Below are 24,836 nucleotides of genomic sequence, written 5' to 3' on the forward strand. Positions count from 1 at the left end.
CGTAGACGGCCGCGGGGGGAAGACGCCTCAGTGGAAACACGTAACTCCCTACGTGTTTCGTTGCGTGTTTCGTTGCGTCCCAGGTGTCCGGGCTGGATGTGACGTGTGCCGGGGCCGCCCGCTCACCGGACGCCGCTCAGGGGCCGGCCCCCAGCCCGACGCGGGTCATGAGTCCCGCCAGGGCCGCGCGGGAGGGCACCGACGCCTTGCGGTAGATCGAGGACAGGTGGGTCTCGACGGTGCGTCGGCTGAGGTGGAGCCGAGCGGCGATGTCCTGGTTGCTCAGCCCCCGCGCCACGAGCTCGGCGACCTCCAGTTCACGGGCTGTCAGCTCCGCCAGCTGCGCCGGCACCGTCGCCGTCTCCGTCATCACCTGGGGGCGGATCAATTCGGCAAGGTCCACCAGCAGGCGCGCGCCGCCGGCGACGGCGATCCGGTGGGCCCGGTGCCACATCACGGCGGCGCGCGCCCCCTGCCCGGTGCGCTGCGCCAGGGGCGCCGCCCGTAGCAGGGAGTACGCCTCCCACAGGGTCTGGCCACAGCGGACGTATTCCTGTGCGGCCGCTTCGAGGAGCCGTACGGCTGCGCCGGTGTCGCCGTGGCGCTCTACCAGCGAGGCCTCGGCGCGCAGGGCGGCCGCGCGCTGACCGTCGAGATGGAGCCGGTCGGCCTCGCGCATCGCCTGCGCGGCCCAGCGCACGGCCTGGTCCACGTCACCGGCGGCGAGGGCCGCGCCCACGAGGGTGTCGAGCTGGCCCGGACGGATCGACGGTTGCAGCAGCGGCAGTTCGGCGCCACCGCCTGCCGTCGTGATGGCCTCCTGTGCGCGGTGGGGGTCTCCGCTCACGTACGTCGCGTGTCCGAGCATGCACCAGGCCAGGGAGGACCACCAGCCCCTGCTCCGGCCTGCCGCGGCGACCGCCTCCTCGCCGGTGGACAGGGCGCTGCCGTCCCCCAGCGGACGCACCAGCAACAGCACCAGTGTCTTGATGGCCAGGGTGAAGCCCAGGAGTTCGTCGCTGCCCGCGGCCCGGGCGATGGACTCCGCCTCCTCGGCGGCCTCCAGCGCGGACGGCAGCCGGCAGGTGGTGAGGTGGACGAAGGCCTGGCTCGTCAACAGGTGGGGCAAGACGTGGAGTTGTCCGGTGCGGCGGGCGATGCGGAGCCCTCGGGTGATGTGCCGCTCGGCGTCGCCGTAGCGCTCCAGCAGGGTTTCCGCCCAGGCCAGCCAGACCAGTGCCTCGCACAGATCCGCGAGACCGGGATCGGTCAGCGCGTCCGTGAGTGAACCGGCGGCATCGGCGAAACGGGCCGCCGCCTCCGTCTCGCCCTCGTACGCCTCGCCCAGGGCTGCCAGGGCCAGCGCCGCCGCCTCACCGGTCGGATGGTCGTGGGAACGTGCGACGGCGACAGCCTCCGCGACGTCCTCGCGTGCCTCCGGATAGGACGCGGTCAGCAGGGCGGACATCCCGAGAGCCAGTCGCAGGGAGACCGCCTGGGTGGGGGACGGGCCCGGATCGCGGGACAGCTCACGGCGCAGCAGGGCGGTGGCCTCGGGGGAGTGGCCGAGGTGCCGCTCCATCACAGCGCACTGGGCGACGGCCTGCGTACGCAGTTCGGGATGGCCCTTGCCGGCCGTCTCGATCAGGGTGTGCAGCAGGTCCCGGCTCTCCTGGAGGCTCCCGCTGACGCCCAGCGCGCGGGCGCGGGCCAGGACCAGTTCGCCGCGTTGTCCGAAACGGTCGGGGCTGTCCGGCATATGAGTGAGGACGACATCCAGCAGATGGGCGGCCGTGGCCGGCGCGGTCGCCGCGAACCCTGCGGCGGCCTCGACGAGCACCTGTGCGGCCTGGGGGTCCCAGCCGGTCAGCGACCGTTCGACGTGAGGGGCCCGCTCGGTGGCGGGAGCGCCGCCACGTGCCAGTTCGTGCGCGGCACGGCGGTGGACCTCGGCCCGCCACCCCGGCGCGGTTCCCTCGTAGACCAGGGCCCGGAGCAGGGGATGGCGCAGCGCCCACCGACCGCCCGGCCCGGAGCGCAGCAGATCCCGCACGACCAGGGCGCCGGTCTCGCTCTCGATGTCCTGCGGGGTCAGCCCGGTCGCCACGGTCAGCATGCCGGGCGTCGCGTGGTCGCCGAGCGCCGCGACCGCCTCGACGAGCCGGCGCTGCGGCCCGGTGAGCATGGCCAACTCGTCGAGCAGCAGCGCGGCGAGCCCACCGGGTACGCCGGCCGGGTCCAGGGCGTCGCCGTGTCCGTCGGGCGTGAGGCCGTGCGGTGACACCCCTGTGCGGTAGGCGTGCACCAGGGCGAACAGATACAGGGGGTTGCCCTCGCTGGCGGCGTGCAGCTGCTTGGCCCGGTCCTCGGGAACGTCGGGAGTCAGCGCCAGTACGGATTCCTGCTCGGAGAGCGGCTCCAGCGCGAGCTGGAGCACGGCTCCGCCGGCTGCGCCGCGCGTCAGCGCCGCGGTCAGAGAGGTCGGTGTCTGGCGGACCCGCCGGGCCACCACCAGGAGCACGCGTCCGCGCGCAGGGTGCCGGATCAGGTGGTCCACGAGCTCGCGGGAGGCGGGATCCGCCCAGTGCAGGTCGTCCAGGGCCAGCACCAGACCCTGCTCACCCAGGTGCGTCAGGAACGCGGCGATCGCACGATGCAGCTCGAACCGGGCGGCGGTGCCTTCGGCGGATCCGTCGCCCGGCCCCTTCCGGATGCCGCGCAGCACCGAGTGTGCTTCGGCGAGGGCGGGGTCGGCGTCCTGTGGGCCGGGGTCGGCCAACGCGTCGGTGAACAACTGGTAGGGGACGTGCTGTTCGTACTCCGTGGCCCGGCCGCGCAGTACGGTGAACCCGGTTGTGCGGGCCCGCGCGCACACTTCGTCGAGCAGCTTGCTCTTCCCGATGCCGGGTTCACCGACGATGTCGACGACCTTCGGCCGGTCCGACCGGCCCAGGTCCGCGAGCAGGGTGTCCAGCCGTGCGAGTTCCGACGACCTGCCCACCAGTCCCGCCACGCCGTTGCCCCCCGCTCAGCCGGTGACCTGCTCACCCGCGTCGATGTCCGTTCCCACAGCTCACCTTATGGGGCCGCACAGCCGGCACCAGCTGCCCGGGGCCGGATGCGTCGCAGGGCGGAGCAAGAGGGGTGCGCCGCCCGGCTTCTCGCCGGGAGTCGGCTGTATGACGGAGGCACCGGCCCAGGGTCGCGGCGCACGGTCTCGGAGGGATCTCCGCGACGTCGTCGGTGACGGCCTGGTGCACCTTGGGACTGTGCGCCATGATGCGGCCGCACTGCTGGTGAAGCCGATCACGGTAGGACTGCAAGCAGAGCTCCACGGAATGATGTCTGAAACGCCTCCGACCGCCCGGCGGGAAGCACCTGCGGCCTGAAGCGCTCCTCGGACGCCGGTTGGCCGCGGTCCGGTCGCGCTCCGGGGAGCTGTTGCTGGCCGGGGTGCAGGTCGTTGTAGGCGCTGCACTGGTGGTCAGCCAGCGAGCAGCGCTCGCGGGAAGGGCAGGGAAGCCCTTGGCCGGGTCGGGCGGGATGCTCTCGGCAGCTTCGCGGGCGGCATGTAGCCGTATTGCCAGCGGATGTTCCATGGCGGGTTCCACCAGGGGTCGATGCCATCGAGTGCTTTGATGTGGTGTCGCGGGTCGTTTTTTCTGCGCATTGCGGGTGTTCTGAGCTGGTGGTTGCTCAGTTCTAGCGGTTCGTTTCGGTGCTGCTGGGGTGGCTTGGTGATCCGGTGCTGGGGGCTGTGGGCTTCTGGCCTGAGTGTTGTGCAGTTTGCCTGGGTGGTGTGCAGGTGGATTGGGTCGTCGCTACTTGAAGAGTGGAGAGCGGGGGCTTCGGGCTGGGGGCGGTTACGTCGTGGTGCCGGAGTTTGAGGGTGGGGTCTGGCCGGTGGTGGGGCGGTGCTCGCCGAGGGCTTGCAGGATGTTGGCCTGGTGCTCGTTGGCGGGGCTGTTCCCGGTGGAGGCGTGGATGAAGGGCTCGAGGTGTGTGTAGAGGTTGTCGAGGCCGAACATCGCGTCGAGGCCGGCCAGGGTGGTGTGGTCGATCAAAGGGAATGGGTGGGAAGCCGGCTGGATGAGTTTGGCCAGGAGTGGGAGAAGCTCCCATCCGTTGTCGAGGCGTTGGTGTAGCCAGGGGCGCAGGGTGTCAGGGTTGGTGTGACGCCACATCCAGATCAGGTCGGTGTCGGAATCGGTGAGTTCCTCGGCGAGGCTCCCCATGGTGGGCGTGAGGTGATGGGCGATTCGCTCGGCTACGGCGTCGCGGGCCTGGAGAGCCCAGTCTTCGGCGGTCTGCACCTGCTCGGAGTCGTTGTCGTCCGAGTTTGTGGCGCGGTGCAAGGTCCGGGTGGCCAGGATCGCTCCGTCGGGGGTGGCGGCCATAGCCGCAAGTACACCGGGCCGTTGTTCCGGTGGGAGGTCGGTGAGTAGGTCCCGGGCCAGGAACTGCAGGCTCATGCCGCTGTTGACCAGACCCATCATTTCCGGTTCGGCGGTCAGCTGCCCGTAGCTGTCTGCCATGGACTTCAGTAGTGCGGCGGCGGGGACGGAGGTGCCGGTGCTGCGGCGCTGCTCGATTCGGCGTGTGATGCGGTGGGTGTCGTCACGGAGGCGGAGCAGCAGTTCGGCTGCTTCCTCTCCAGGGGCGTCGGCGGTCAGTTGGGCCAGGGCCTGGTCGAAGGTGGCTTCGGGGAGGTCGTCGTCGGGGACGCCGAAGACCATGTACCGGTCGAAGTAGTCGCCGCTGCCGATCCCGCGGCGCTGGGCGGCGGCTTTCGTGTCGCTACCGTTGCCGAGGTCCTTCTGGACTGTTGGGAACATCAGGGCCAGCAGGTTGAGTACGCCTTCGACATGCTCTTCCGCCACGCCGGCTTCGCGCAGGCGGCTGCGCCAGCGATCGGCTCGCTCGCCGGGCTGTTGTGCGCTGCGCCGTTGGGCTGGGTCGATGCTGCTGCCAGTCAGTACGGCGCGGTGCCGCTTCAGGGGCCGGTAGACGCCTGGCTCGTTGGTGTGCAGAAAGGTGACGATGAGGAAATCGACCAGGTCCACGTTGCCGGCGAGCGAGCCGAGGGTGGCGTCGGCCTGTCCGAAGTAGCGTTTGACCGCCCGTGGTGTTTGGAGCCTGTCTTGTAGGTGCCGGAAGTAGGCCTCGGAGAAGCGTCGTTCCTCGCCTGGAGTCATGGACAGGCCGTGGGAGTCCACGATTGCTTTGAGTGCGCGGATGCTCATGGCGGCGCGTCGCGTTCGCGGAAGGCGGGAAGGTCGAGCCGTACCTGGATGATCTTTTCAAGGAATTCGCGGGCCCTGGCCTCGCTGTTTCCCACGAGGTCACTGCGCTGCAGGACATCCAGAAGCGTCTGCTCGTCAAAGCTGATCAGGTAGTAGACGTTCGGCAGATGGCCCACCAGGCGCACCAACTTGAAGACCAGGAGCAGTTCGTCGGGGGTGAGGCGGTCTAGATCGTCCATCACGACCAGGACGGGCTGGCCTGCCTGCCGCAGGGCATCCTCGGCCATGCGCTTGGCGGCCGAGGCGCTGGTGTCTCCGCTGATGCGGTCGCTGAAAGCCTTGATCAGGCCCTCGGAGTCGAGACCTGCTAGCGCGGTGAGCTTGGCCAGGGGGCTGATGGCCTGCCCGAAGCCTCCGAGCCTTTTACGGACTTCCGACCAGCGCCTTCCCTTGGGCAGGGCGGCTCGGATTTCGCTGAACAGGCGGGCGGGGGTGGGTCGGTCCACTGCTCGTTGGCGGCTGAGCAGGGCGAAGCGCGCGGGTTCCCAGAATCCTGAACGTTGGTAAGCCGGAACCTGCGTGCCGGTCGATGGCTGCGGCGGTCCCGCGCGCGGGTTCCGGCTTAGCTGACGGGATCTGGTTTTCCGAGCGATCGCCGTGCCGCATCCAACTGGCTAGCCCGCAGGCCAATGTGGGTTCGGCGTGCCGTCATCGCTCATGTGCGCCCGCTGCCAGATTCCGTTCCAGCTGAACAGGATCTCCGGCACGAACCGGTGCCGCTGCCCGCACGGACATGGCGCCAGCACCCACGCGCACCCACGGCAGAGCTCGACCCAGCCGTGCCCGGTCGAGCTCAGCACCCGCGGTCCTTCATCCCCACATGCCGGGCAACCGGAGGGCTCGGCACCGTCCAGAATCGCGTTCTGCCGCCGGACGTACTCGGACAGTCGCAGCGACGGGTGGCGAAACGGGTCTTGGTGCCAGACGCGGTCCGGGCCGTCCCACCTGCTCCGCAGCCACCACGGTCGCGGGTCTGGTACAGCCCGCCGCCCAGCCCGCTTCTCCGCCCGGCGTTGCGCGGCGTACTCCTCCGCCCTCGCGAGCCACAGCACCCGCGCCTCATGCAGTTCCTCCACCGCCCGCACCAGCGCGTCCGGGTCCGCCTCCAGCCGCCGGGGGATCGCGGCTCTGAGCGTGAGGTGGTGGTACGTCGCCCGGAAGCCGTACGGCGCAAAGAGGGTGATGCAGGTCCGCAGCGCGCTGTGCCGGCGGCGGAGAGGGAGGCGGGCGTCGTGCACGTGCGCTCGGTGGGTCAGGAAGCTGGTCATGGTGTGGGCGCCAGGTCCAGTGCCCGTGCCAGGGCGGCAGTGACGGCGGCAGCGTGTGCCGGCAGGTGTTGTTCAGCCCAGGTTCCGGCAAGGCTGAGGAAGTCCTGCAAATCCTGCTGGGCGCCGGCGACGAGCCTGCGTACCTGGTCTACCGACAGCTCGATCACCGGGCTGCCGTCCGTCCCGTGGGCGTCGAGCGTGAGCCGGACGATGTCGCCGACACGTTCGGCCACCGAGGACGGGTCGTGGCCGAAGTAGGAGCAGCCGGTGCCGTCGAGCACCTCCAGCCAGTCCCGCCAGGTCTCCAGGCCGTTGCAGCAGCCCGGCTCGACGAAAACGGTGTCGGTGGCGTTGTCGGTCACCCGAAGCCGCCGGCGGCGAACAGGTCAGGCATGGTGAGCAGCCCGTGCAGGAATGTGCCGAGTGGGTCGGTCGGGCACGGCCCGTGCTCCTCCTCCGGCTCGAAGTCGTTGCAGTCGGCGATTCGCATAATGGCCGTGCCGACCTCCGCCGGAGTCAGCTCCCCGTTCAGCACGAGGTAGCCATATGGCTCGTGCTCGCCAACCGGCCAGAGCTCGAAGTCGTCGGCAGCGGAGATCTCCAGAACGGGTTGCATCACAATCACATGGGGATGATGCCGGACCCACTGCTACGTCGCCACGGGCTTTCAGCAGCGGCATTGGGCTAGGAGTGGGCCCGCTACCTGGGCAGTTTGGCGGTGCGCTCCGGGCAGGCGGTGCCGACGTAGCGCATGGCGGTCTCTCGGTGATGCCGAACAGGCGCATCAGCCGGAGCGGGTCGGCGCATTCTGCCGCCTCATTGAGGATGCGGTCCTGGCGCAGACCGCTCAGCGTCGGCCCGCGGGGAGGGCTCCGCGGCGAAGCTCGATGTTGACCGCCGGGTGGTCCGGGTCAACCGCGGCCTTCTGGCTGACCAAGAGGTGGGGATTGGTCGAGGCCGGCCACCGGCGACGGCGGTAGGTGCTCCAGTCCGCGGCGAGCTGGTGGGTGAGCTTCTCCAGGTAGAGGGTGTGCCGCAGCAGGTCCCGCCGCACTTCCAGGGTGCCGCGGGACAAGGCACGCGGGTTCCAGGATTCCTGGACGCCAAGGCGTAGGAACTCGTACACGACTACTGGATCCTAGGCCCCTCTGTGTACGGGTTGGTGGCCGGCGCTCGCCTCATCGGGGTAGCTTCGCGGTCCGTTCGGGATGGGCCGCGGTGATATACCTGGCTGTGTCGGCTTCTTCGGGCTCTGGTCCACTTCTTGTGGTCGCGTACGCAGCGTGGCTGCCGATCGTCGTCCGATGCCAGCCGAGGTCGCCCGAAAATCGTCCTAGAGGGGTGGGGGTAGGTCGACAGTTCTGCGTCGTGAACGCGGTGAGGCCGCAGCTGGATGAGCTGCTGTTCTGGTCGGTGGAGAACCTGTCGGTGGAGTCGGTCGCGGTGGCTGACACCGTCGTGCGAGTGGAAGCGAGGGCACGTGCCAGTGGGGCGGCCTGCCCGAGCTGCGGGTGTTGGTCGGCGCGAATACACGGCTCCTACCTGCGATTTCCTCGTGACCTGCCAACAGCGGGCAAGCTTGTCGTGGTGTCGTTACGTGTGCGCCGGTTCGTCTGCTCGCAGGAGTCCTGCCCGCGCAAGACGTTTGTTGAGCAGGTGCCGGGGCTCACGCGCCGATTCGGTCGGCGGACGGAGCGGCTGCGGTCGACGCTGGTCTCGGTCGGTCTTGCGCTCGCGGGCCGGGCCGGCGCCCGGATGTCAGACGCCTTCGGAGTGCCGGTCAGCCGGAACACGCTGCTGAGGCTGATCACCTCGCTGCCGGATCCACCCAGCGCCACGCCCCGGGTGGTCGGCGTGGACGAGTACGCGCAGCGCAAGGGCCGGATCTACGGAACGGTGCTCGTCGACGTTGAGACACGTCGTCCCGTGGACCTCCTGCCGGACCGGGAGGCGGACACCCTTGCGGCCTGGCTGGCCGAACGACCCGGGATCGAGATCATCTGCCGGGACCGCGCCGTCTTCTACGCCGAAGGCGCCACCCGCGGTGCCCCACAAGCACTCCAGGTCGCCGACAGATGGCACCTCTGGCACAACCTCGGCGAAGCCGCCGAGAAGTGCGCCTTCCGGCACCGCGCCTGCCTTCGACCGGCACCGGAGCCGCTGGCGGAACCACAGTCGGCGCCGGTGCCGGTCGAGTCGTCGCCATGGCCGACCGGGCACCGGTTCGCTGAGCGGACCCGGGCCAAGCACGCCACCGTCCAGGCGCTTCTGGCCGCCGGCCACAGTAAGAGGTCCATCGCCCGGCAACTTGGCATGGGCCTCAACACCGTCCTCCGCTTCTCCCACGCCGCCGAGCCGGAGCAGCTGTTCACCGGCCAGTGGCAAAGCCGTCCCACCAAACTCGATGCCTTCAAGCCCTATCTCGACCAGCGATGGCAGGAGGGCTGCACCAACGCCTGGAAGCTGTGGGAGGAGATCAAGGAGCAGGGTTACCCGGACGGCTACGGCAATGTTCGCGCCTACGTCAGCCGGAACCTACGCGGCAAGCCCCAGCCGGTCGGCCCCCGGCCGCCTTCTGCCCGCGCCGTCACTCGCTGGATCCTCACCCGTCCCGAAGCTCTGAGCGAGAGCGACCGGCTCCACCTCAAGGCCGTATTCACCAACTGCCCCGAGCTGGACGCACTCGCCAGGCACGTCCGCTCCTTCGCCCACATGCTCACCCAGCTGCAAGGCCACCAACTGCCGGTATGGATCGAGGCCGCGACCACCTCCGACCTGCCCAGCCTCCAGCGATTCGCCCGGCACCTGGAGCGCGACCTCGACGCCGTCACCGCCGGACGGGTGCCGGATTGGCTGGCCCGCCGCGGGCGGGTTGTTGCGCGACGCGCTGGATGAGCACGACGGCGACACTGTCGTTGGGGATGTGGTGATGTGCAAGGACCCCTGCGGCCGCAGGGGTCCTTGGTGTTCACGGTGTCGGCTTCGTGCTCAGGGGGTCGCAGTGAGATGCGACGGTCCGTGGTTTGAGGCTGGGTAGCGAGCCGGTGTCGTGGCTGGGACGGTCGGCTGGAAGACTGGACGCCTGTGACACATTCTGATCTTGCTCGCCGTATCCATGCCGCCTCCCATCTGACCGGGCAGTTCACGCTCCGGTCCGGACGTACTGCCACGGAGTACTTCGACAAGTACCGGTTCGAGGGCGACCCGGTCCTGCTGGACGAGATCGCCCAGAGGATGGCCCCGCTGGTGCCCCCTGGCACCGAGGTGCTGGCCGGTCTGGAGATGGGTGGCATCCCGGTGGTGACCGCGCTCGGCCGACACACAGGTCTGCCCTGTGCGTTCGTGCGCAAGCAGGCCAAGCCATATGGCACTTGCCGTCTCGCCGAAGGCGCCGACATCGAGGGGCGACGGGTGCTGGTTGTTGAGGACGTGGTCACCAGCGGGGGACAGATCGTGCTGTCGACCGCGGACCTGCGTGGCCTGGGGGCTCAGGTGCAGGAGGCCCTGTGCGTGATCGACCGTGAGCATGGCGGCGCCGATGCCCTCGCGGCCGAGGGCATCACACTGTTGTCGCTGCTGACGGCCGAGGACCTGCGGGCCGCTGCTGCCTGACCGATCACTCTGTCGCGTGCGTCTCGGTGATGGCGAGGCGGGTGGAGGACTCGTCGACGATGCCCTTCTCCTCGGTGAAGGCGGCGATGAGGGACTACCAGGCGATGTTGTTGACCGAGCGGGGCAGGCCGCGGCTGGTGAGGTGGATCAGCTCGACGGCGTCGTCGGAGAACAGGGTGTCCTGCCGTCCGGCGATCGTGAGGTGGTGCTTGATGTAGCTGGCGGCTCCTCCTTGGTCATCGTGGGCATCTGGTAGCTGATCGCGATCCGCTGGTCGAGGGCCGCCAGGACGCCAAAATGCCGAAGGCGGCACTCATGCTGGCGGGCAGCGGGACGCTGGGGTGCTGTTCGTATTCGCCGCGGTGCTCTGCCAGCGGTGATGCGAGGCTCCACTCACAGACGGCGGCGAGACCCCCGCTGCCTGTCGAGGACGTGGGTGCGGCTCAATACCGGCGACGGCACGACGGTCAGGGCTGGGGTTTCTGCAGCGTCCCCAGCGCTGGGAACGCTGACTCTTCGACGGCCACCAGGGGCAATGCGGGCCCCCTTACGGGGCAGGACGTCCCCTTACAAGGAAGGGAAATTCACCTCGACAGAGCGGCCACCACATCGGGTGTCGACAGCAGGCCAGGCAGCACCCAGTCCGCCCCGCTGTCGGCCAGCTGACGGTCCGTATACTGACTTCGGCTCGTCAAGGTGACGTGGGTTCGTCGAGGGTCAGGCCGGTGCCGGCTATGAAGCCGTCGAGAGTGCCGGGCCGGTATTGAAGGCGCTTGAGCCGGTTACGGACGAGGGCTTCGAGCCGGTCGAGCGCGACCACGGCGAGATTGGCAAGGCTGCGCTTGACGTGTGCCCATACCCCCTCGACGGGGTTGAGATCGGGCGAGTAGGCGGGCAGCAGGAACACCGTCAGCCACTCGCGCTCGGCGATCAGCTTGCGCATGGCGTGGGAGACGTGGGTGTTCAGACGGTCCCAGACCAGCACGATCGGTGCCTTTACGAGCTGGTGGACGCCGTCGGTGGACGGTGAGGTCGAACGGGTCGTCCGGGCAGGGCATGCCGGGAAGCAGCGCATTGAGATGGCGGCCGCGGATCAGGAGGTCGCGCAGACTGCTTTTGGTGTGAAGGAGGATGTGGCCGAGGAGGGCCGATTTACCTGCGCCGGCGGGGCCGGTGACGATCAAGACACCGCTGGTGGCGGTGTGCAGCCAGTGAAGGATCTCGTCGCGTTGGATGGTGCGGCCGTGGAAGTACCAGGCCAATTCGCCGAGTTCGGCACCGGACGCCCTTTGGGAGAAAGTGCCGCTGCTCGTCGACAGGCAACTGGTCGATGACAGACTGGAGTTCGGCGAGCTCGTCCAGCGGGGCGGAGACCGCGGCCGCGGCAGTGGGAATGAGACGGACCAATTGGTCGCGGTTGTCGTCGATGGTGAGGTCGTCGACAAATCCGCCGAGGCGGCTGGCGAGTGCGCGTCCTAGGGCGGACAGGCCGATGGCCCGCTGGATGGGGAACGTGGTGTGCAGGGCCTGGTCGAGGGCCTGGGTGAAGGCGCCGAGTTCGGTGTATCCCTCGGCGGCGGTGGACAGCAGCAGGTATCGGACGGCTTCGTCGGGATGCGCGAAAAGTTCACTGTGGACAGCTCGGGCAAAGTTCTTGGAGAAGCCGGCGTCGAGGACCACGACCGCCCAGCTGCCGTCGTTGGCAGGATGGCGCTGGCGGATGCCGATGGCCTCGGCGATGTCCCGCGGGGTGACGCCGCAGGTGATCGGTGACCGGGTCTGGTGGTGGGCGAGGTGGCGAGCGCTGCCGTGGCCGACCCAGTACAGCACCGTGTTGCCACCGGGCGAGGATGCCGTAGGGGCGAGCAGGTCGGCGATCGCCCGCACGTGCGTCTCGGTGTCCAGGTCGGGCAGGAGATCGTGCTGGTAAGAGGTGAAGTTGACCGGGAACAGCTCGACGCCCCCGCCGTCGTGGGCCGGGTCGACCATCCTGCGGCCGGCGTCGACGGGAACCGGGTAGGACGGGGTGTCGGCATCAGGAGTGGTCATGGGATGGGCGGCCGGGTTCAGGCGTCGGGCGCGGTGACGAGAACGAGTTGGGTGACGGGCGGGTGCCGACTGGTGTCCAGGGTGACCCGGTATAGGTTCCGGCGCATCCGCCACCAGTACCTCGTGCCCCCACCCGTCGCTCCCCACGGCCCCCATGCCACCAGACGATAGACAACCGCACCGACCCGCGTACGGACTTCACCGAAGGAGACGCCCTCCACCCGCAAGCAGGCCGTGAAATCCCTGCAGGACTTGTCGCCCGGGCACCGGCCGCGTCGTCCGCACCGCCGGGCCCGTGCGGTTGCCCGCCCGCCGTGTGGGTGACCGATTGCCGCAAGGGGGCGGAGGCCTGTTCGGTGGCGGGGGAGATGGGGATCGTGCCCCTGCTCGATCCGGCGCCACCGCAGCAGGTCCGCTTTGCCCACCGACCTCGGCCCGCGGGTACCGCGCAGCATCGACCACCCGCGGCGAACAGCTCACGCCCTCCCTGGTCCCGCTCCGCTTTGACTGCGACTGCGTGCAGAGCCTGGGCGCGGCAGCGCACCGGTGGGTCGTTCCCCCCGCTACCCGCCGGCAACAGCGGCCCGATCCGCGACCACTGGGCATCCGTCAGATCCCCCTGCGTTCCACGACGAGTCCAACGGCCCACCCGGCCGCCACAATGCCGCCGGGCCACCCCGGGTGTGGGGCCGTCCTCGGGTGAAGTCCGGGCGCGGGCGGGCGCGGTTGTCTATCGTCGGGTGGCATGGGGACCGTGGGGATGGGCGGGTCGGGGCGCGGGGTGCCGTTCGCGGGGGAGCCGCCGGTGTTCGAGGACCGGACTCAGGACGCATGTGTGGTGGTGCCGGGGATCATGGGCAGCGTCCTAGAGGACGCAGCGACGGGCCGCGCGCTGTGGGGTGTGAGCCTGGCGATGCTCACCGGGCTGACCGGCCCGAGCCTGCTCGGGGCCCTGCACGCGGACGAGCGGGAGCGGGCCGCCGACGCCGACACCGCCCGGCGGGCGCCACTGACACGCATCCGCGCGACCAAGCTCCTGGCCAAACCGTGGTGGTTACCCGTCTTCCAGGGCCTCGACCCCTACAGCGACACGGTCAAGACCCTGCAGAGGATCACCCAAGCGCCGGAGGCGGTGGCACCGTTTGCCTACGACTGGCGCCTGGCGGTCTCCTACAACGGCGCCCTGCTGGCCCGCGCGGCCCGCGCGCACCTGACCCGGTGGCGGGAGCGGGCCGCTGCCACACTCGGGAGGCGGGCTGCGGGCGGACCAGGGCAGGCGCGGCTGGTGTTCGTGGCGCACTCGATGGGCGGGCTGGTGGTGCGGGCCGCGTTGGAGCAGGACCCCGAACTCGCGGCCGACACCCGGACGGTCATCACCGTCGGCACGCCGTTCCTGGGCTCGGCCAAGGCCGTCCTCGCGCTCAACCTCCTGAACGCCCGGGTGACGCCGGAGCGGCTGGTGCGGCGGGTGTGAGGTCGCACCGTTGTTGCGGTGACCGCAATGCCTGTGACCTGCGGTGCTGCAGATGGATTGCGACTGGTTCTGGACCCTGCTCGGGTCGTTTGACCTGCGGTCCTGCAGGTTGTGTGAGACTGCCGCGGTTGCGGTGAGAATGCCTACTGCGGGGTGCTGGGGGAGTGTGGCAGAAGGTGATCATGGACGCAGCTCGGGGAATGCCTCCTCCCAGACGTCCTTGATGGCCCTGCTGATGAGCTTGTGGAGCACTGGCCAAAGCTCAAGCAGGATGCCTCTGTTGAGGAAGCGGCATAGGTCGTCAGGCATGCCTTCGGCGAGCACCGTTCTGTATAGGCTCATGCGCTGGCGCGGCAGGTCCAGATCGAGAGTGCGCACCACGCGATGTGCAGTGGCAGCTTCACCGTCCCGTGCTGGGGTCCGGTCAGCTCGTTGAGGCGGGAGGGCAGACGTTGCTTGTACCTCGCTCGCAGCCACGATGCACTAGAGCTGGGATCGTCGTGCACGATGCCCATCTTCCTCGGTGCGGTGGCTCTGGCCCCGTATTGAGGGAGGGCTACTCCGGGCTCTGGTGGAGGTTCATCACGTGCACCGGGTGCGGGCGGCCGGCCGTCGTCCGCCAGGGTCTCGTGGCGGGCACGGGCGCCGGGACCGAGTTCCAGTCAGCTCCTGCACTGGTGCTGTCAGTGCAGCCCTCTACGCTCTTGGCCTGTGAAGACAGCAGCAATATCCGGAACGATCTATCCCTGGGCGCGGCAGACGGTGCCGCTGGGAGATTGGGCACCCGGCCGGGGCCGGAGCAGCTCGCCTGCCGCAGAGGAGGAACACGGCCGGCGGTTGGAGGAGCTGCGGGATGTACCGGTGCTGGTGCTCTTCGGAGAGCGGGGCGCGGGCAAGTCAGTGGCACTTCTGCAGGAGTGCCAGGCCTTGGAGCCGGCGCAGGCCACGACGCGGTGGGTGAACCTGGGGCGGCATCAGACAGAGTCCCAGGTCGTGTCGGCGCTGGCTGCCGCGTCCGCGGACCGGGAGGCGGGGGAGTGGTGGGTCTTCCTGGACAGCGTCGACGAAGGCCTGAACGTCCTGCCTGCCGTGGGCGGGCTGATCGCCGACTGGATCGACTCACTCACCGAAGACCAGCGAAGTCGTGTGCGGTTGCGTTTCAGCTGCCGCACAGGGCGCTGGCCCGACGTCCTGCAGGACACGCTCGCACGGCACTGGCAGGCGCCCCTCCAGCTGCGGCATGTGGTCCTGACCCCGCTCAGCACCCGTGACGTAGCCGTCGCCGCCGAGGACTACGGTCTGGATGCCGATGCCTTCTGCACGGTGTTGCGCGAGCGTGGCATGACGCAGTTGTCCAAGGCCCCCGTCACCCTGCTGCAACTGCTCGAACACCGGCGTGTCCACGGGACTCTGCCCGCCACCACGGCCGATGCATACCAGCAGGCCTGTGTGTTGTTGTGTTCCGAGACGCGACGTCCGGCCGACATCCGTGAACTGCGGGCTCAGCCCACAGGCGAACGTCTGCTGCCGGTTGCCGCCCGCGTCGCGGCGGCGATGCAGTTCAGCGCACAGAACGTGCTGAGCGACACGTCCCAATATCCCTCCGACCCGGGCGAGATCACCCTGGCCGAGCTGGAAGGTGGGCGGGAGCCCGGTCTGCTGGACGGCCAGGTACCGTGCACGACCGACGAACTGCGTCGGCTGACCGAGTCCCATCTGTTCGACCCGGTCGGCCGGTTGCGCTGGACCTTCGCGCACCGTAGCTACCAGGAATTCCTGGCCGCCCACTATCTGCGGGCCCACCAGGTCGACCCGCGCGCTCAGACCGGCCTGCTGTGGGTCGGAGACGATGCGGCGCGACACATCTACCCGGCCCACCGCGAAGTGGCTGCCTGGCGAAGCGGCAACGACGGCACTCTCTTCGAAGACCTGCTGCACAATGATCCGCTGGTGCTGCTCCTGGCGGACTTGCCCGCACGGCCGGCAGACGACCGGGCCCGCGTCGTCGAGGCCATCTTCAGCCTGGCGCAAAGAGACGACACCATCGACATCGACCGCACCGCACTGCACCGCGTCGAACACCCTGGACTGCCGCAACAACTCCTGCCCCGCCTGCGACCGGACGCGGACAGGCTGGCTATGTACATCGCGCTGCAGATGGCCCGAAGCTGCCCCCATCCGGAGCTGACCGATGCCCTGCTGCAGATCGCCGAGGCCACCGACCTGCCCGAGGAGCTACGCGCCCAGGCCCTACGAACCATCGCCGACTTCCGCCCCGCAGACGTCCAGACAGTGAACCGGATCAGACGGCTGGCGGCACAAGACTCCTCACCTGAAGTCGTCGCCGCCGCCCTCAACCGACTGTGGCCCACCCATCTGCCCCTGCGAGACCTGCTCGACTTCCTGCGCGATCCCGCCCCCAACTACTACGGCCGGGCGTGGGTGCTGCGCTCGGACATCCCCGCCCAGCTGACCGCCGCGCAGACCGCTCAAGCCCTGCTGTGGGCCCGTGACACGGTGCAACAGCCACTGCCCAGGCGCAGCATCGTCCTGGCCGTCAGCCTGATCGGCCGCGCTGTCACACAGGCCGGCACCAACGGCCTTCCTGGACTGCCCTGCCCCGAGACCGTCATCGGCGAGGCCCTCATCGCGCTGGCCAACCACAGCGATCTCCTGCACAGCCTCGAAAGCCGCACCGAACACCAGGCTCTGGGTGACGCCCTGCGCACCCAGCACAGCCTGCGCCGCGCCCTGACGCTCCACCTGCTCACCCACACCAGCGAAAAGGACTTCTTCCGCGTCTGGAGTGCTGTCCCGCACGGCTGCCTGACCACGTACGACGACGCGTTCTACTGGATGGAGCACTGGGAGGAACTCGCCGACCTGCCTCCCGCACTATCCCGGCTGCTCGTGTCCATCACCCCACCGGCCGACCCTGAGCTGCAGGCCCGGGCCGAAGCAGCACGCAGCGCCCATCCCACCCTCCGACAGCTCACCGCGGGATGGGACCAGGCCCCCGCCCCACGACCTGAACAGGACGCCGACACCACTCCTGACGAGAGCCACACCTACAGCGAGGCACGGCTGCGCGAAGCGCTCACCGCCGTCCACACTGCCGGCTCCGAGACCATCCGCTACGCCTGGGGCACCGTCATCGACCAGATGAGATGCACCCGCGACGGCGCCGAGCCCCCTCACCTGCTGCAGGAACCGCTACTCCTGTGGGCGCATCACACCCCTTCCCGGCCGGCCCAGGGCAGCGACCTCGATGCGGAACTGCAGGCTGCCGCCCGGCACGTACTGACGACTACGCCGCCCCTGCCAGCGGACCTCCTGGCCTACGGCAGGCGCGCCAATCCCCGACTGATGCTGGAGCTCAGCGCTCTCGCCGTACTGGGCAGCCCAGGCGAACTCCCGCCGAGCACCCCTGCCCACTGGGCCGGCTGGACTCTCGCCCTGGCCACCACGGACGCTTACACCTCTACTGCCCAAGCCGTCCGGGATGCCTTCCTGCCCTACTGCGCCGAACAAGCCGCTCCCGCGCTTCTCCCCCTGCTCGGTGAGGTTCTCCGCTGCACCCACACGGACACCGCCACGACGCATGACCTGGCCCGCGGCCTTGGCGCCCACGCGCAGCCAGACGTCCTCGACGCTCTCACCGGCTGGGCCGACCACCCCGACCACGGCCTCAAGCACTGGCAGAGCGTCACCAGCGCCCTGGCCTTCACCGGGCACCCCAGCGGCCATGCACGCCTGCAGGCTGCCCTCGACCCCGACCCCTCGGGCTCAGCGCCCGAAACCCAGACCAGATGGCTCATGGCGGCGCAGATCCTTCTGTATTGCCCGGCGCTGCCGAGCCTGTGGCCGCTCGTACACAACCGTCTGACCGACGATCTGATCGCCCGGGCCTACATCGACCAACTCGGCCAGCGCCCCGTTCACCACTCCACGCAGCCGCACCAACTGGCCAGCCTGACCGAAGAAGTCCTCGCCGAGCTGTACCTCTCGCTCGCCAGACATGTGGCAGCGGAGGCTCTGGACCCACCCCTGCGCTCCGGCTGGATAGCAGAGGATCACTTCGGCGAGCTGCTCCGGTCCATTCCGCCGCTCCTCCAGGCCAAGAACACACCGCAGGCCGCCCACCAGCTGCGCCGTTTGGCCGCCCAGACAGGGCTGTGGCGCATGCGCCACATGGCCCGGCAGACCGCCACCGCAGCCGCGCAATCCCTCCACGTTCCAGTAACGCCACCTCAGCTGCGGGCACTTGCCGAGCAGTCCAAGCAACGCCGCTGGGTCACGGACGAAGGGCACCTCCTGGCGCTCGTGCTGGAGGCCCTCGGCCGCTTCCAGCACGCCCTGAGCCGTCCCAACGGCTTGCGTATCGCCCTGTGGAACCGCTCGGAGTCCTCCGCGGCCAAAGCCGAGTGGTGGCCCTGCTGGGAGGAGGACCTCAGCGACATCCTTGCCGCGTTCATCCTGCAGGACATCGGCGGCTACCGTGTGGTCGTCAACCGTGAAGTCCAGCTCGACCGCCCGGGCTTGTCCGGCCGACGCACCGATATCCAGATCGAGGCCACGCCCCCGCCGGGCAGCGGACACGACCCGATCAGACTCGTGATCGAGTGCAAGGGCTGCTGGAACGACACCCTGCCCACGGCTTTGGAGCACCAACTCGTCGCCCGTTACCTGGACACCCCCCGTACGGCAGGCATCCTGCTGACCGGCTACTTCGACTGCGACCGCTGGGCGGCTGACAAACGGCGATCGTGCCCCGCCACCCATCACACGCTCGAGTCTGTCGACCAGTATCAACACCAGCAGGCCCAGACGCAGCGAGCTCTCAAGGGCGTTCCCGTTGCAGCCTTCACTCTCGACTGCACCCTGCCTCCACCGCCGTAGGAGATAGCGCATCCCGGACCACACGATGCACAGCAGCAACCAACCGCACTGTGGTCGCGTCCGGCCAGCCCCATGGCCCTCTCAAGAGCCCCCGGCAGTGACGCGGCCGGACGGCGGGATCCGGACACTGACTCCCCGTCGCGCTGTGACCTGCTGTGAGACTTGCGAGGGCCAGGCGTTGTCGGAGGCGCCGGGCACAATGGCGCACATGGCACCCAAACCGCACTACCTGCCCGCAGCCTTGATCGGAGGGTTCGGCTTGCCGGAGGCCGGCCGAGCGGCGGGTCTCCGGCACGCGAAGGTGCGCGTGCGCAGGCGGCAGACGCCGGATAGGGTGTTCGGCCCTGTGAAGGCAGAGAACATCGCCTACCAGTACGGCATTTACGACGTGGACGCCCCGAGCAGTGATCTGCCTGCCGACTTCGCCGAGACCATGTGGCAGGAGTACGAGGGAACTCTGCCCGCCGCGATCCGCGCTCTTGAGCAGGGCACCTTCACCCGGGACGACTGGAAGAGCGTTCTGCTGCACGTCCAGGCGCAGTCCATCCGGCACCCAGACTACGACCGCGTCGCCATCACCTACATCCAGGAGGACGGCGTGCCCTCCCCGGAACGCGATCACGTGCAACGCCAGCGTCAGACCACGTTCCGCGAAACACGGCAGTGGATGGCCAACGCACGCTTCGCCCTCATCCGGCGCGGCACGGCCGCGCCGCGGTTCGTGCTCAACGACAAGGGCTACATCCCCATGCACGACACCCAACTCGACCTCAGGGGTGTGCTCTTCCCACTCTCCGGAGAGACCGCCGTGCTGATGGTGGTGGGCGTCGCACTTCCGACTGACGACTACGAGGTCGGCCCGATCGCCGAGCGCATCCTCAACGCCAAGGGCATGGAGATCGTGAACCAGATCGCCTGGACCGTCCCCGAGATCACCTGCGTGATGGGCCACCCCGACGATGCCGACTACCTGCTGCAACTGTCGGAGACCGGGCCCACGGTGCGGCTTCCCCGACTCGGCCCGTACGGCGGCAACCGAGATCCAGGCTTCTACCACTGGCGCTGGACGGCATCGGCCTGCCGCCTCCGCAGCAAGGCCAGGACTTCCGATGGGGTGCCCAGACCGCCTAGGCATGGAGCTTCCACTGGCCGGTCACGGAGCGGTAGATCAGGTCAGTAGCGATGAGCCAGTCTCCCGATTCCGCGATGACGCGGATCTCTGCTCCGCCTGCCATGGCCAGCCATTGTCAGCAGCGGCTGTCAGAATCTGCAGCCATGGGTAAACGGCGAAATGCTACCGAGGTAGCTGCAGTTCGCGCTGCGTTGCAGGCCGAGTTCGTGTCCAATCTGTCCAACCCCGGCATGGCGCTGGAAGACATGCGGCTGTCCTCCACGGACCGCTGCCAGTGGCGCTGCTCGGCGGAAGGGTGCGGTCACCAGTGGCCCGCCCGGCTGCAGTTCCGCACCCGCACCGTCAAACCCTCGGGTGCCCTGAGTGTTGGAAGCGCCGAAACCGGGCCCCCGGCCCGGGAGAATCGCTGGCCGAGCTGAATCCTGCACTGGCACGGCAGTTCCGCCGTAACCTCAGCCGCCCCGACCGTGGCCCCGACACCCTGCGCCCGCAGTCCCATGACCTGTGCGAATGGGAGTGCGCTCAAGGGCATTTCTGGCCGGCGACGCTCGCCAACCGCACCAATGGACGCGGCTGTTCGGACTGCACCGGGCATGGCCGCTCCCCGTTCGAATGCAACGTCGCCATGCTCGTCCAGGCCGCCTCCGGGCTCAGCGTGGAACTGGACCACCGCCTCCGCCTGCCCGGGCGTAGAGAGGACCGCTTCGACCTGTACCTGCCTGAGCCGGCCCCAAGCCTGCTCATCGACCTGGATCCGGAATGGACCCACAACAGGCCAGGAAGTCTGGAGCGTGACACCGCGAAGACCGCGGCAGCGCTCGCCGCCGGACTCGACGTGGAACGCATCCGAAGCCGCGGGCTGCCGCCCGTCCCGGTGCACGGCCTGACCCACCATGAGGCCGGGCCGGGGGTGAACCCCGAGGACTGGGCGGAGGCGGTGGGTGTCGTACTGCGAGGCCGTGGCCTTTGCTGGCGACAGCTCACACCGGCCGAGGTCACCGCGGCGCTCACGAAGGGTGCGCAGCTGTGGCAGAAGGCCGTGGCCGGCCCCGAGGTATCGGCGGTGGACGTGGTGCCCCACTTGGAGGAGGAGTTCGTCGCGAACCTCACCAACCCGGGCAAGACTCCAGATCGGATGCCGCCCGGCTGCAACGATGTGTGTCTGTGGCGGTGCCGGAAGCCGGACTGTGGCTACGAATGGAAGGCCATACTGAACAGCCGGGCCCTTGCCGGCCGCGGCTGCAGCCAGTGCGCCCGCGAACGGGTGGGCGCGGCAAACAGCAGGCCGGGCCCCGGTGAATCACTCGCCGAGGTCAATCCGACGATGGCCGCAGAACTCATCGAGGTTGTCGACCGTCCTGGCTGGACCGCACTCGACCTGCTCCCTACGTCGAACAAGACATGCCGGTGGAGGTGCCCCGAACCACACTGCAGCTTCGAGTACCCCGCCCCCCTAAACCGTCGTACAGGCCAGTCGAGTGGGTGCCCCCGATGCGCTCGCCGACGCACCGCCGCCGACAGGGTGCGCCCCAAGCCCGGCAAATCCCTGCAGGACGTGCACCTTGCCATCGCCAACGAGCTTCTCGAAGTGGTCGACGAACCGAACTTGACCGCGAAGGAGCTGAGGCCGAACTCCACCAAAGTGTGCCGGTGGGCCTGTTCGAAACCGGGCTGTCCTGGACGTTGGGACGCCACGCCCGATCAGCGATCCCGCCGCGGCGGGACCGGCAAACGCTGCCCGGTGTGCCATCCGCCGCGCAAAAGCCGCACCCAGCCGTGATCCCGGCCCGTGCCTTGCGCCTTCCCACCCTCCGGTGGCGGCCATGCCGCGTCACAATCGCCGCCCGCCCCGGCCGCTGGCGCCCGGCCATCAGAGCTGCGACGGCCCCATCCGCCTTCTCCTCGCCGCACGGAGCCGTCGATCCCCTCGGACCGGCACCAACGCGGTGTGCATGCTCCTCAAAGACGGCGCCTGGGAGCCCATTCCCCGGAGATGATGGAGTGGGGCGGGGGAGCCTGCCGGAGTGGAGGGGAGATTCGGTGGGGGACTACGACCACGCAGCCGTGATGGCGTATGCACGGGAACGGCTGAGTGCACTGGGTGTTACCGCAGAAGGCGGAAACCTCGCCAACGCCGCCGCGGTCGGTATCACCGAGTTCGTCTGGCGCAACGGGCCCATCGAAGACGCTCACGCGGGAGCGAGGGGACAGCGCAACAACCTACACGACGGCGTCATGTTCGCCCGCAATACCTGGGTCTACCACCAGGCCCTCGAAGCGGTGAACAGCCCCAAGCAGTACGCGCTGCTGCGTTTGAGAAGCGCATTCTCGACCGCGAACTCATCTGGCCCGGCACCTCCGGCACGCTGACACAGTTCGGATACGGTGCGCTCGGCGAGATCAAGAAGCACGTCAAGAAGTCCATCAACTACCTGATGCACCTGCAGAAGACGTTCCCCGTCGAGGAGTTCCTCCTCTTGGCTGCGTTCCAGGGCTTCGGTGCCTCCGACCACTTTGGGATGCCCGCCTGGGAGCCACGGGTACGCGCTGCCATGGACCGACTGCGCGGACTGGATCCTGCGTTCGTGGAACGTCTCAGGACCGACTACAAGATCGACTTCTCGGAAATCCTGAAACGGGCCCCTGCCGTCGTTCATGACGATCTGCCCGAGGTGGAACGAGCGCTCCTGAACGCACCGTACGAGCTGGGAGCCGAAGCGCTGGACTGGTTTGCCTGGAACCCCGTGCTCGACCCGGATGTCTGAGGCCTCGAATGAGCCCGGTACAGGGGCTCAGGTGCCGCGTTCGTGCGCGGAGGCACCGGTGCTGTAGCGACAGCGCGCCACGGTGACGCCAGCAATGCCGCTCACCAGCTCCTGTTGCCCGGGTTGGAGGAGATGCCATGAGGCCTGCTGAGCGTGCAACCACTGCCGTGCCTGGTCTTCCTCTGGGCTGCCGGGCCACCACACCACGTCGTCGGGCAGACCGTGCAGATGGAAGCGGGCAGCCCAGTAATACCGCTGCCAGCCCAGTGGCCAGGGCGGGTTCCACCAGGTGTCCAGGTCGGTGAGCCGCCGGCCAAGACGAGTGGGCTGGGCGGCGGCGCGCTGGCGGTGACGCTGCTGGCTGACCCACTTGCCGAGGTCGAATCCGTCATGAGGGGTGGGCTGCGAGACGGCCAGGTGGCCGTGGCGGGCGGCGTAGTTGTGAGCAGCCTCCAGGCCGTGCATCACGCTGCGGCGCCGCGCGGGCCAGGCATGGAAGCGGTCGATCTCCGCGGCTGTGAGGCCGAGTTGGGCGAGCAGTCGCTGTTGCTCTGCGGCCAGCTGTGAGTACTCGGTGATCTGGTGGCGCAGCCACCGCTCGAGCCAGCGTGGCAGCCCCGCCAGATTGTCACCACCGCTGACGGGGCCGTGGGCGAGGGTGTGCGCACGGGCCCGGTGCCAGGCCCGCTGCCAGTTGATCGGCCAGGGCGGGTTCCACCACACATCCAGCTCCGCCAGTGCCCGCACGTACTCGGGCGGCAAGCCAGCAGAGGCGGCGCGCAGATTCGCCAGCCATCGGCCCAGGTCGAACTCATCCTGTGAGGCGCCGGCGTGGGGGACGGCCAGATGCCCATGCCGGGACGCATACCTGCGCGCGTGACCAAGGCCCTCCCAAAACCGCGCCTCGGACACCGCCTTCAGCCCGGCCCCCTGCCCCACGCGCCGAGGCACGTACAACTCGGCCCGCCACCCCGTCACCCCGGCATGCCCTCGGAAGGCGACAGGGGGAGTGGTGGCCAACAGACGCACCCCGTTCCCACGTCGGCCGGCTGGTGGGCCGCCTGCACCTGCCACATCCCTCTCTGTGTCGAATCAGACAGTGACGGCGAGTGGGCCTCGCGGGCCAGGCCCCTCATCCATGCCTGCAGGGCGCTAGGTCTCTCCGGCCGCTCTACCTCTCCCAGCCAGCCGCGCTCCAGCCGGTCGCCGAGCACGGTCACGAAACGGCCATCGTCCGGGGAGCGGCGCACCAGCAGCCGTTCGCCCGTCACCAGCAGCCGCAGGGCCGGATCCACCAAAGCGGCCGCCACCGCGACTACTTCGGGGAAGACAACCGCGTCCCGCGCGACCAGCCGCCACCACGCCGCTGGCCACCGCGCCGCCACCTCGCTCCGGCGGCTGGTGGCGAAAGCCACCCGCTCAAGGCGCTGAGCCCACAACCGCTCCCGCTGCCAGAACGCCTCCTGCTGCCACCACCCGCACACCACCGCACGCGCCACCGCGAACACATCGCCCGGCTCCGCACGTGTACTCACTGCCCGCCGAACCACCCGCGGCCACAGCGCCTGGGCGGCAGCCAACTCCGGACACCCGCCCACCTCCAGATACTCCAGGTCGTGGCCATCACCGACGTCCAGCAGCCACCGCCCATGCCGTGCACACCCCCGATCCCACCGCCGCCCGTAGCGCCATACCCGCCGCATCCGGCCGCTGCGCCGGGCGGCACACAACCGGCAGCCGAAAGACACCGGCCCCCACACCTGAGCTCCCACCCGCCACCGAGCCCATCCCCGATCCGCCAGGGCCCGCTCACCGAAGGACGCTGGCCCGGCTGTCCAGGACGGCAATGCCCGCGCCAGATGCGCAACCGGCACCCCGGCCCACGCTGCGACCTGTGCCTGAGCCGTGCCGTTCAGCAGTACGTCGCCGTCCGGGCGGCGGCTGCGGCTCCCGGCGACCGGATTTACCCACTGCCAGCACTCCCACGCCAGCATCTCGCTTACCTCAAGGCCGTAGCAGGCGGCCACCTGATGCAGGAACGACCATGTCGTCTCGCCTTGCACGGGGACCACACCACCCGGAGCGCACCAGGCCGCGAGCGTGTCTTCTGAAATTCCAGTCATCCCTCTCTCCTGACTGCGCGGTGATGTTCTGTCGACGCAACTGCCTGGCCGTACGGCGGAGGGCGTCAGGACCCCGTGGAGCGGAACGGCCCGCAGGAGTAAAAGTCACCTCGACCGCTGGCACGGCCAGCCTCGATCGTGCAGGGTCTGTTGCCCTCAGACGGCACAGCCCATTGCCGGGCGGGTGTGCTCCTCCTGCTGATCCTCGGCA

Annotated in this window: 21 protein-coding genes and 2 pseudogenes; 11 read left to right on the forward strand and 12 right to left on the reverse strand. The window is 69.1% G+C overall.

What is annotated here, in order from left to right:
* Nucleotides 1-136: 136 nt before the first annotated feature.
* From CRP49_RS35740 to CRP49_RS48935, 7 genes are all read right to left on the reverse strand, one after another.
* Nucleotides 137-3,013, reverse strand: a complete 2,877-nt coding sequence (locus CRP49_RS35740) for a helix-turn-helix transcriptional regulator (RefSeq protein WP_257033620.1) — start codon at nucleotides 3,011-3,013, stop codon at nucleotides 137-139.
* 850 nt (nucleotides 3,014-3,863) lie between these two features.
* Nucleotides 3,864-5,243 (reverse strand): hypothetical protein, encoded by a 1,380-nt coding sequence (locus CRP49_RS35750; protein WP_257033621.1) that lies wholly within the window; start codon nucleotides 5,241-5,243, stop codon nucleotides 3,864-3,866.
* Nucleotides 5,240-5,749, reverse strand: a complete 510-nt coding sequence (locus CRP49_RS48360) for a KAP family NTPase (protein ID WP_257033622.1) — start codon at nucleotides 5,747-5,749, stop codon at nucleotides 5,240-5,242. The genes CRP49_RS35750 and CRP49_RS48360 overlap by 4 nt, the downstream gene beginning before the upstream one ends.
* Before the next feature lie 168 nt (nucleotides 5,750-5,917).
* On the reverse strand, nucleotides 5,918-6,571 hold the full coding sequence (locus tag CRP49_RS35755; RefSeq protein WP_097257037.1) for a hypothetical protein: 654 nt from the start codon (nucleotides 6,569-6,571) through the stop codon (nucleotides 5,918-5,920).
* Nucleotides 6,568-6,933, reverse strand: coding sequence for a hypothetical protein (locus tag CRP49_RS48925; RefSeq protein WP_306459764.1), 366 nt, complete (start codon nucleotides 6,931-6,933; stop codon nucleotides 6,568-6,570). The genes CRP49_RS35755 and CRP49_RS48925 overlap by 4 nt, the downstream gene beginning before the upstream one ends.
* The gene (locus tag CRP49_RS48930; RefSeq protein ID WP_306459765.1) at nucleotides 6,930-7,196 is read right to left on the reverse strand and encodes a hypothetical protein; all 267 of its coding nucleotides are present in this window, start codon (nucleotides 7,194-7,196) and stop codon (nucleotides 6,930-6,932) included. The genes CRP49_RS48925 and CRP49_RS48930 overlap by 4 nt, the downstream gene beginning before the upstream one ends.
* A gap of 222 nt (nucleotides 7,197-7,418) precedes the next feature.
* Nucleotides 7,419-7,697, reverse strand: coding sequence for a hypothetical protein (locus CRP49_RS48935; RefSeq protein ID WP_306459766.1), 279 nt, complete (start codon nucleotides 7,695-7,697; stop codon nucleotides 7,419-7,421).
* Between the two features lie 302 nt (nucleotides 7,698-7,999).
* Here CRP49_RS48935 and CRP49_RS35770 point away from each other — a divergent pair, with 302 nt between their 5' ends.
* The 3 genes from CRP49_RS35770 (at nucleotide 8,000) to CRP49_RS35780 (ending at nucleotide 10,439) form a co-directional block, all read left to right on the forward strand.
* Nucleotides 8,000-9,466, forward strand: a complete 1,467-nt coding sequence (locus CRP49_RS35770; RefSeq protein WP_257033721.1) for an ISL3 family transposase — start codon at nucleotides 8,000-8,002, stop codon at nucleotides 9,464-9,466.
* 189 nt (nucleotides 9,467-9,655) lie between these two features.
* On the forward strand, nucleotides 9,656-10,183 hold the full coding sequence (gene pyrE, locus CRP49_RS35775) for an orotate phosphoribosyltransferase (RefSeq protein ID WP_097257039.1): 528 nt from the start codon (nucleotides 9,656-9,658) through the stop codon (nucleotides 10,181-10,183).
* A gap of 16 nt (nucleotides 10,184-10,199) precedes the next feature.
* Nucleotides 10,200-10,439: a hypothetical protein gene (locus tag CRP49_RS35780; protein ID WP_143670055.1), complete on the forward strand. Its 240-nt coding sequence runs from the start codon at nucleotides 10,200-10,202 to the stop codon at nucleotides 10,437-10,439.
* Between the two features lie 435 nt (nucleotides 10,440-10,874).
* Here the strand turns inward: CRP49_RS35780 and CRP49_RS35785 are convergent, their stop codons facing one another.
* Entirely contained in the window at nucleotides 10,875-11,258 is a 384-nt protein-coding gene (locus tag CRP49_RS35785) for a transposase (RefSeq protein ID WP_097257041.1), read from the reverse strand.
* 77 nt (nucleotides 11,259-11,335) lie between these two features.
* Nucleotides 11,336-12,232, reverse strand: a complete 897-nt coding sequence (locus CRP49_RS35790) for a hypothetical protein (RefSeq protein WP_097257042.1) — start codon at nucleotides 12,230-12,232, stop codon at nucleotides 11,336-11,338.
* A gap of 745 nt (nucleotides 12,233-12,977) precedes the next feature.
* Between CRP49_RS35790 and CRP49_RS35795 the strand changes: the two genes are divergently transcribed.
* Complete coding sequence (locus CRP49_RS35795; protein WP_107487131.1) at nucleotides 12,978-13,706, forward strand: hypothetical protein; 729 nt, start codon at nucleotides 12,978-12,980, stop codon at nucleotides 13,704-13,706.
* Nucleotides 13,707-13,886: 180 nt separating this feature from the next.
* On the opposite strand, the pseudogene CRP49_RS35800 reads toward CRP49_RS35795, so the two are convergent.
* Nucleotides 13,887-14,221 (reverse strand): annotated as a pseudogene (locus CRP49_RS35800) (transcriptional regulator).
* Between the two features lie 478 nt (nucleotides 14,222-14,699).
* Here CRP49_RS35800 and CRP49_RS35805 point away from each other — a divergent pair.
* The 7 genes and pseudogenes from CRP49_RS35805 to CRP49_RS48370 all read left to right on the forward strand — a co-directional run bounded on the left by CRP49_RS35805 (nucleotide 14,700) and on the right by CRP49_RS48370 (nucleotide 22,502).
* On the forward strand, nucleotides 14,700-18,605 hold the full coding sequence (locus tag CRP49_RS35805; RefSeq protein ID WP_143670056.1) for an NACHT domain-containing NTPase: 3,906 nt from the start codon (nucleotides 14,700-14,702) through the stop codon (nucleotides 18,603-18,605).
* Nucleotides 18,606-18,951: 346 nt separating this feature from the next.
* Complete coding sequence (locus CRP49_RS35810; protein ID WP_143670057.1) at nucleotides 18,952-19,785, forward strand: hypothetical protein; 834 nt, start codon at nucleotides 18,952-18,954, stop codon at nucleotides 19,783-19,785.
* A gap of 95 nt (nucleotides 19,786-19,880) precedes the next feature.
* Entirely contained in the window at nucleotides 19,881-20,156 is a 276-nt protein-coding gene (locus CRP49_RS49290; RefSeq protein WP_373560412.1) for a zinc-ribbon domain-containing protein, read from the forward strand.
* A pseudogene (locus tag CRP49_RS49295) lies at nucleotides 20,045-20,311 on the forward strand (zinc-ribbon domain-containing protein); the annotation flags it as partial. The gene CRP49_RS49290 and the pseudogene CRP49_RS49295, both read left to right, overlap by 112 nt.
* 51 nt (nucleotides 20,312-20,362) lie before the next feature.
* Complete coding sequence (locus CRP49_RS35820; RefSeq protein ID WP_143670058.1) at nucleotides 20,363-21,517, forward strand: zinc-ribbon domain-containing protein; 1,155 nt, start codon at nucleotides 20,363-20,365, stop codon at nucleotides 21,515-21,517.
* A 260-nt stretch (nucleotides 21,518-21,777) separates the two neighbouring features.
* Nucleotides 21,778-22,107, forward strand: a complete 330-nt coding sequence (locus CRP49_RS48365; protein ID WP_257033623.1) for a hypothetical protein — start codon at nucleotides 21,778-21,780, stop codon at nucleotides 22,105-22,107.
* A 65-nt stretch (nucleotides 22,108-22,172) separates the two neighbouring features.
* Nucleotides 22,173-22,502 (forward strand): hypothetical protein, encoded by a 330-nt coding sequence (locus CRP49_RS48370; RefSeq protein WP_257033624.1) that lies wholly within the window; start codon nucleotides 22,173-22,175, stop codon nucleotides 22,500-22,502.
* A gap of 27 nt (nucleotides 22,503-22,529) precedes the next feature.
* On the opposite strand, the gene CRP49_RS35830 is transcribed toward CRP49_RS48370, so the two are convergent.
* Nucleotides 22,530-23,576, reverse strand: a complete 1,047-nt coding sequence (locus tag CRP49_RS35830) for a helicase associated domain-containing protein (RefSeq protein ID WP_097257048.1) — start codon at nucleotides 23,574-23,576, stop codon at nucleotides 22,530-22,532.
* Nucleotides 23,477-24,037: a hypothetical protein gene (locus CRP49_RS47120; RefSeq protein ID WP_179851858.1), complete on the reverse strand. Its 561-nt coding sequence runs from the start codon at nucleotides 24,035-24,037 to the stop codon at nucleotides 23,477-23,479. The genes CRP49_RS35830 and CRP49_RS47120 overlap by 100 nt, the downstream gene beginning before the upstream one ends.
* Nucleotides 24,038-24,836 lie beyond the last annotated feature (799 nt).

The organism is Streptomyces sp. Ag109_G2-15 (assembly GCF_900215565.1).
Classification (GTDB): domain Bacteria; phylum Actinomycetota; class Actinomycetes; order Streptomycetales; family Streptomycetaceae; genus Streptomyces; species Streptomyces diastatochromogenes.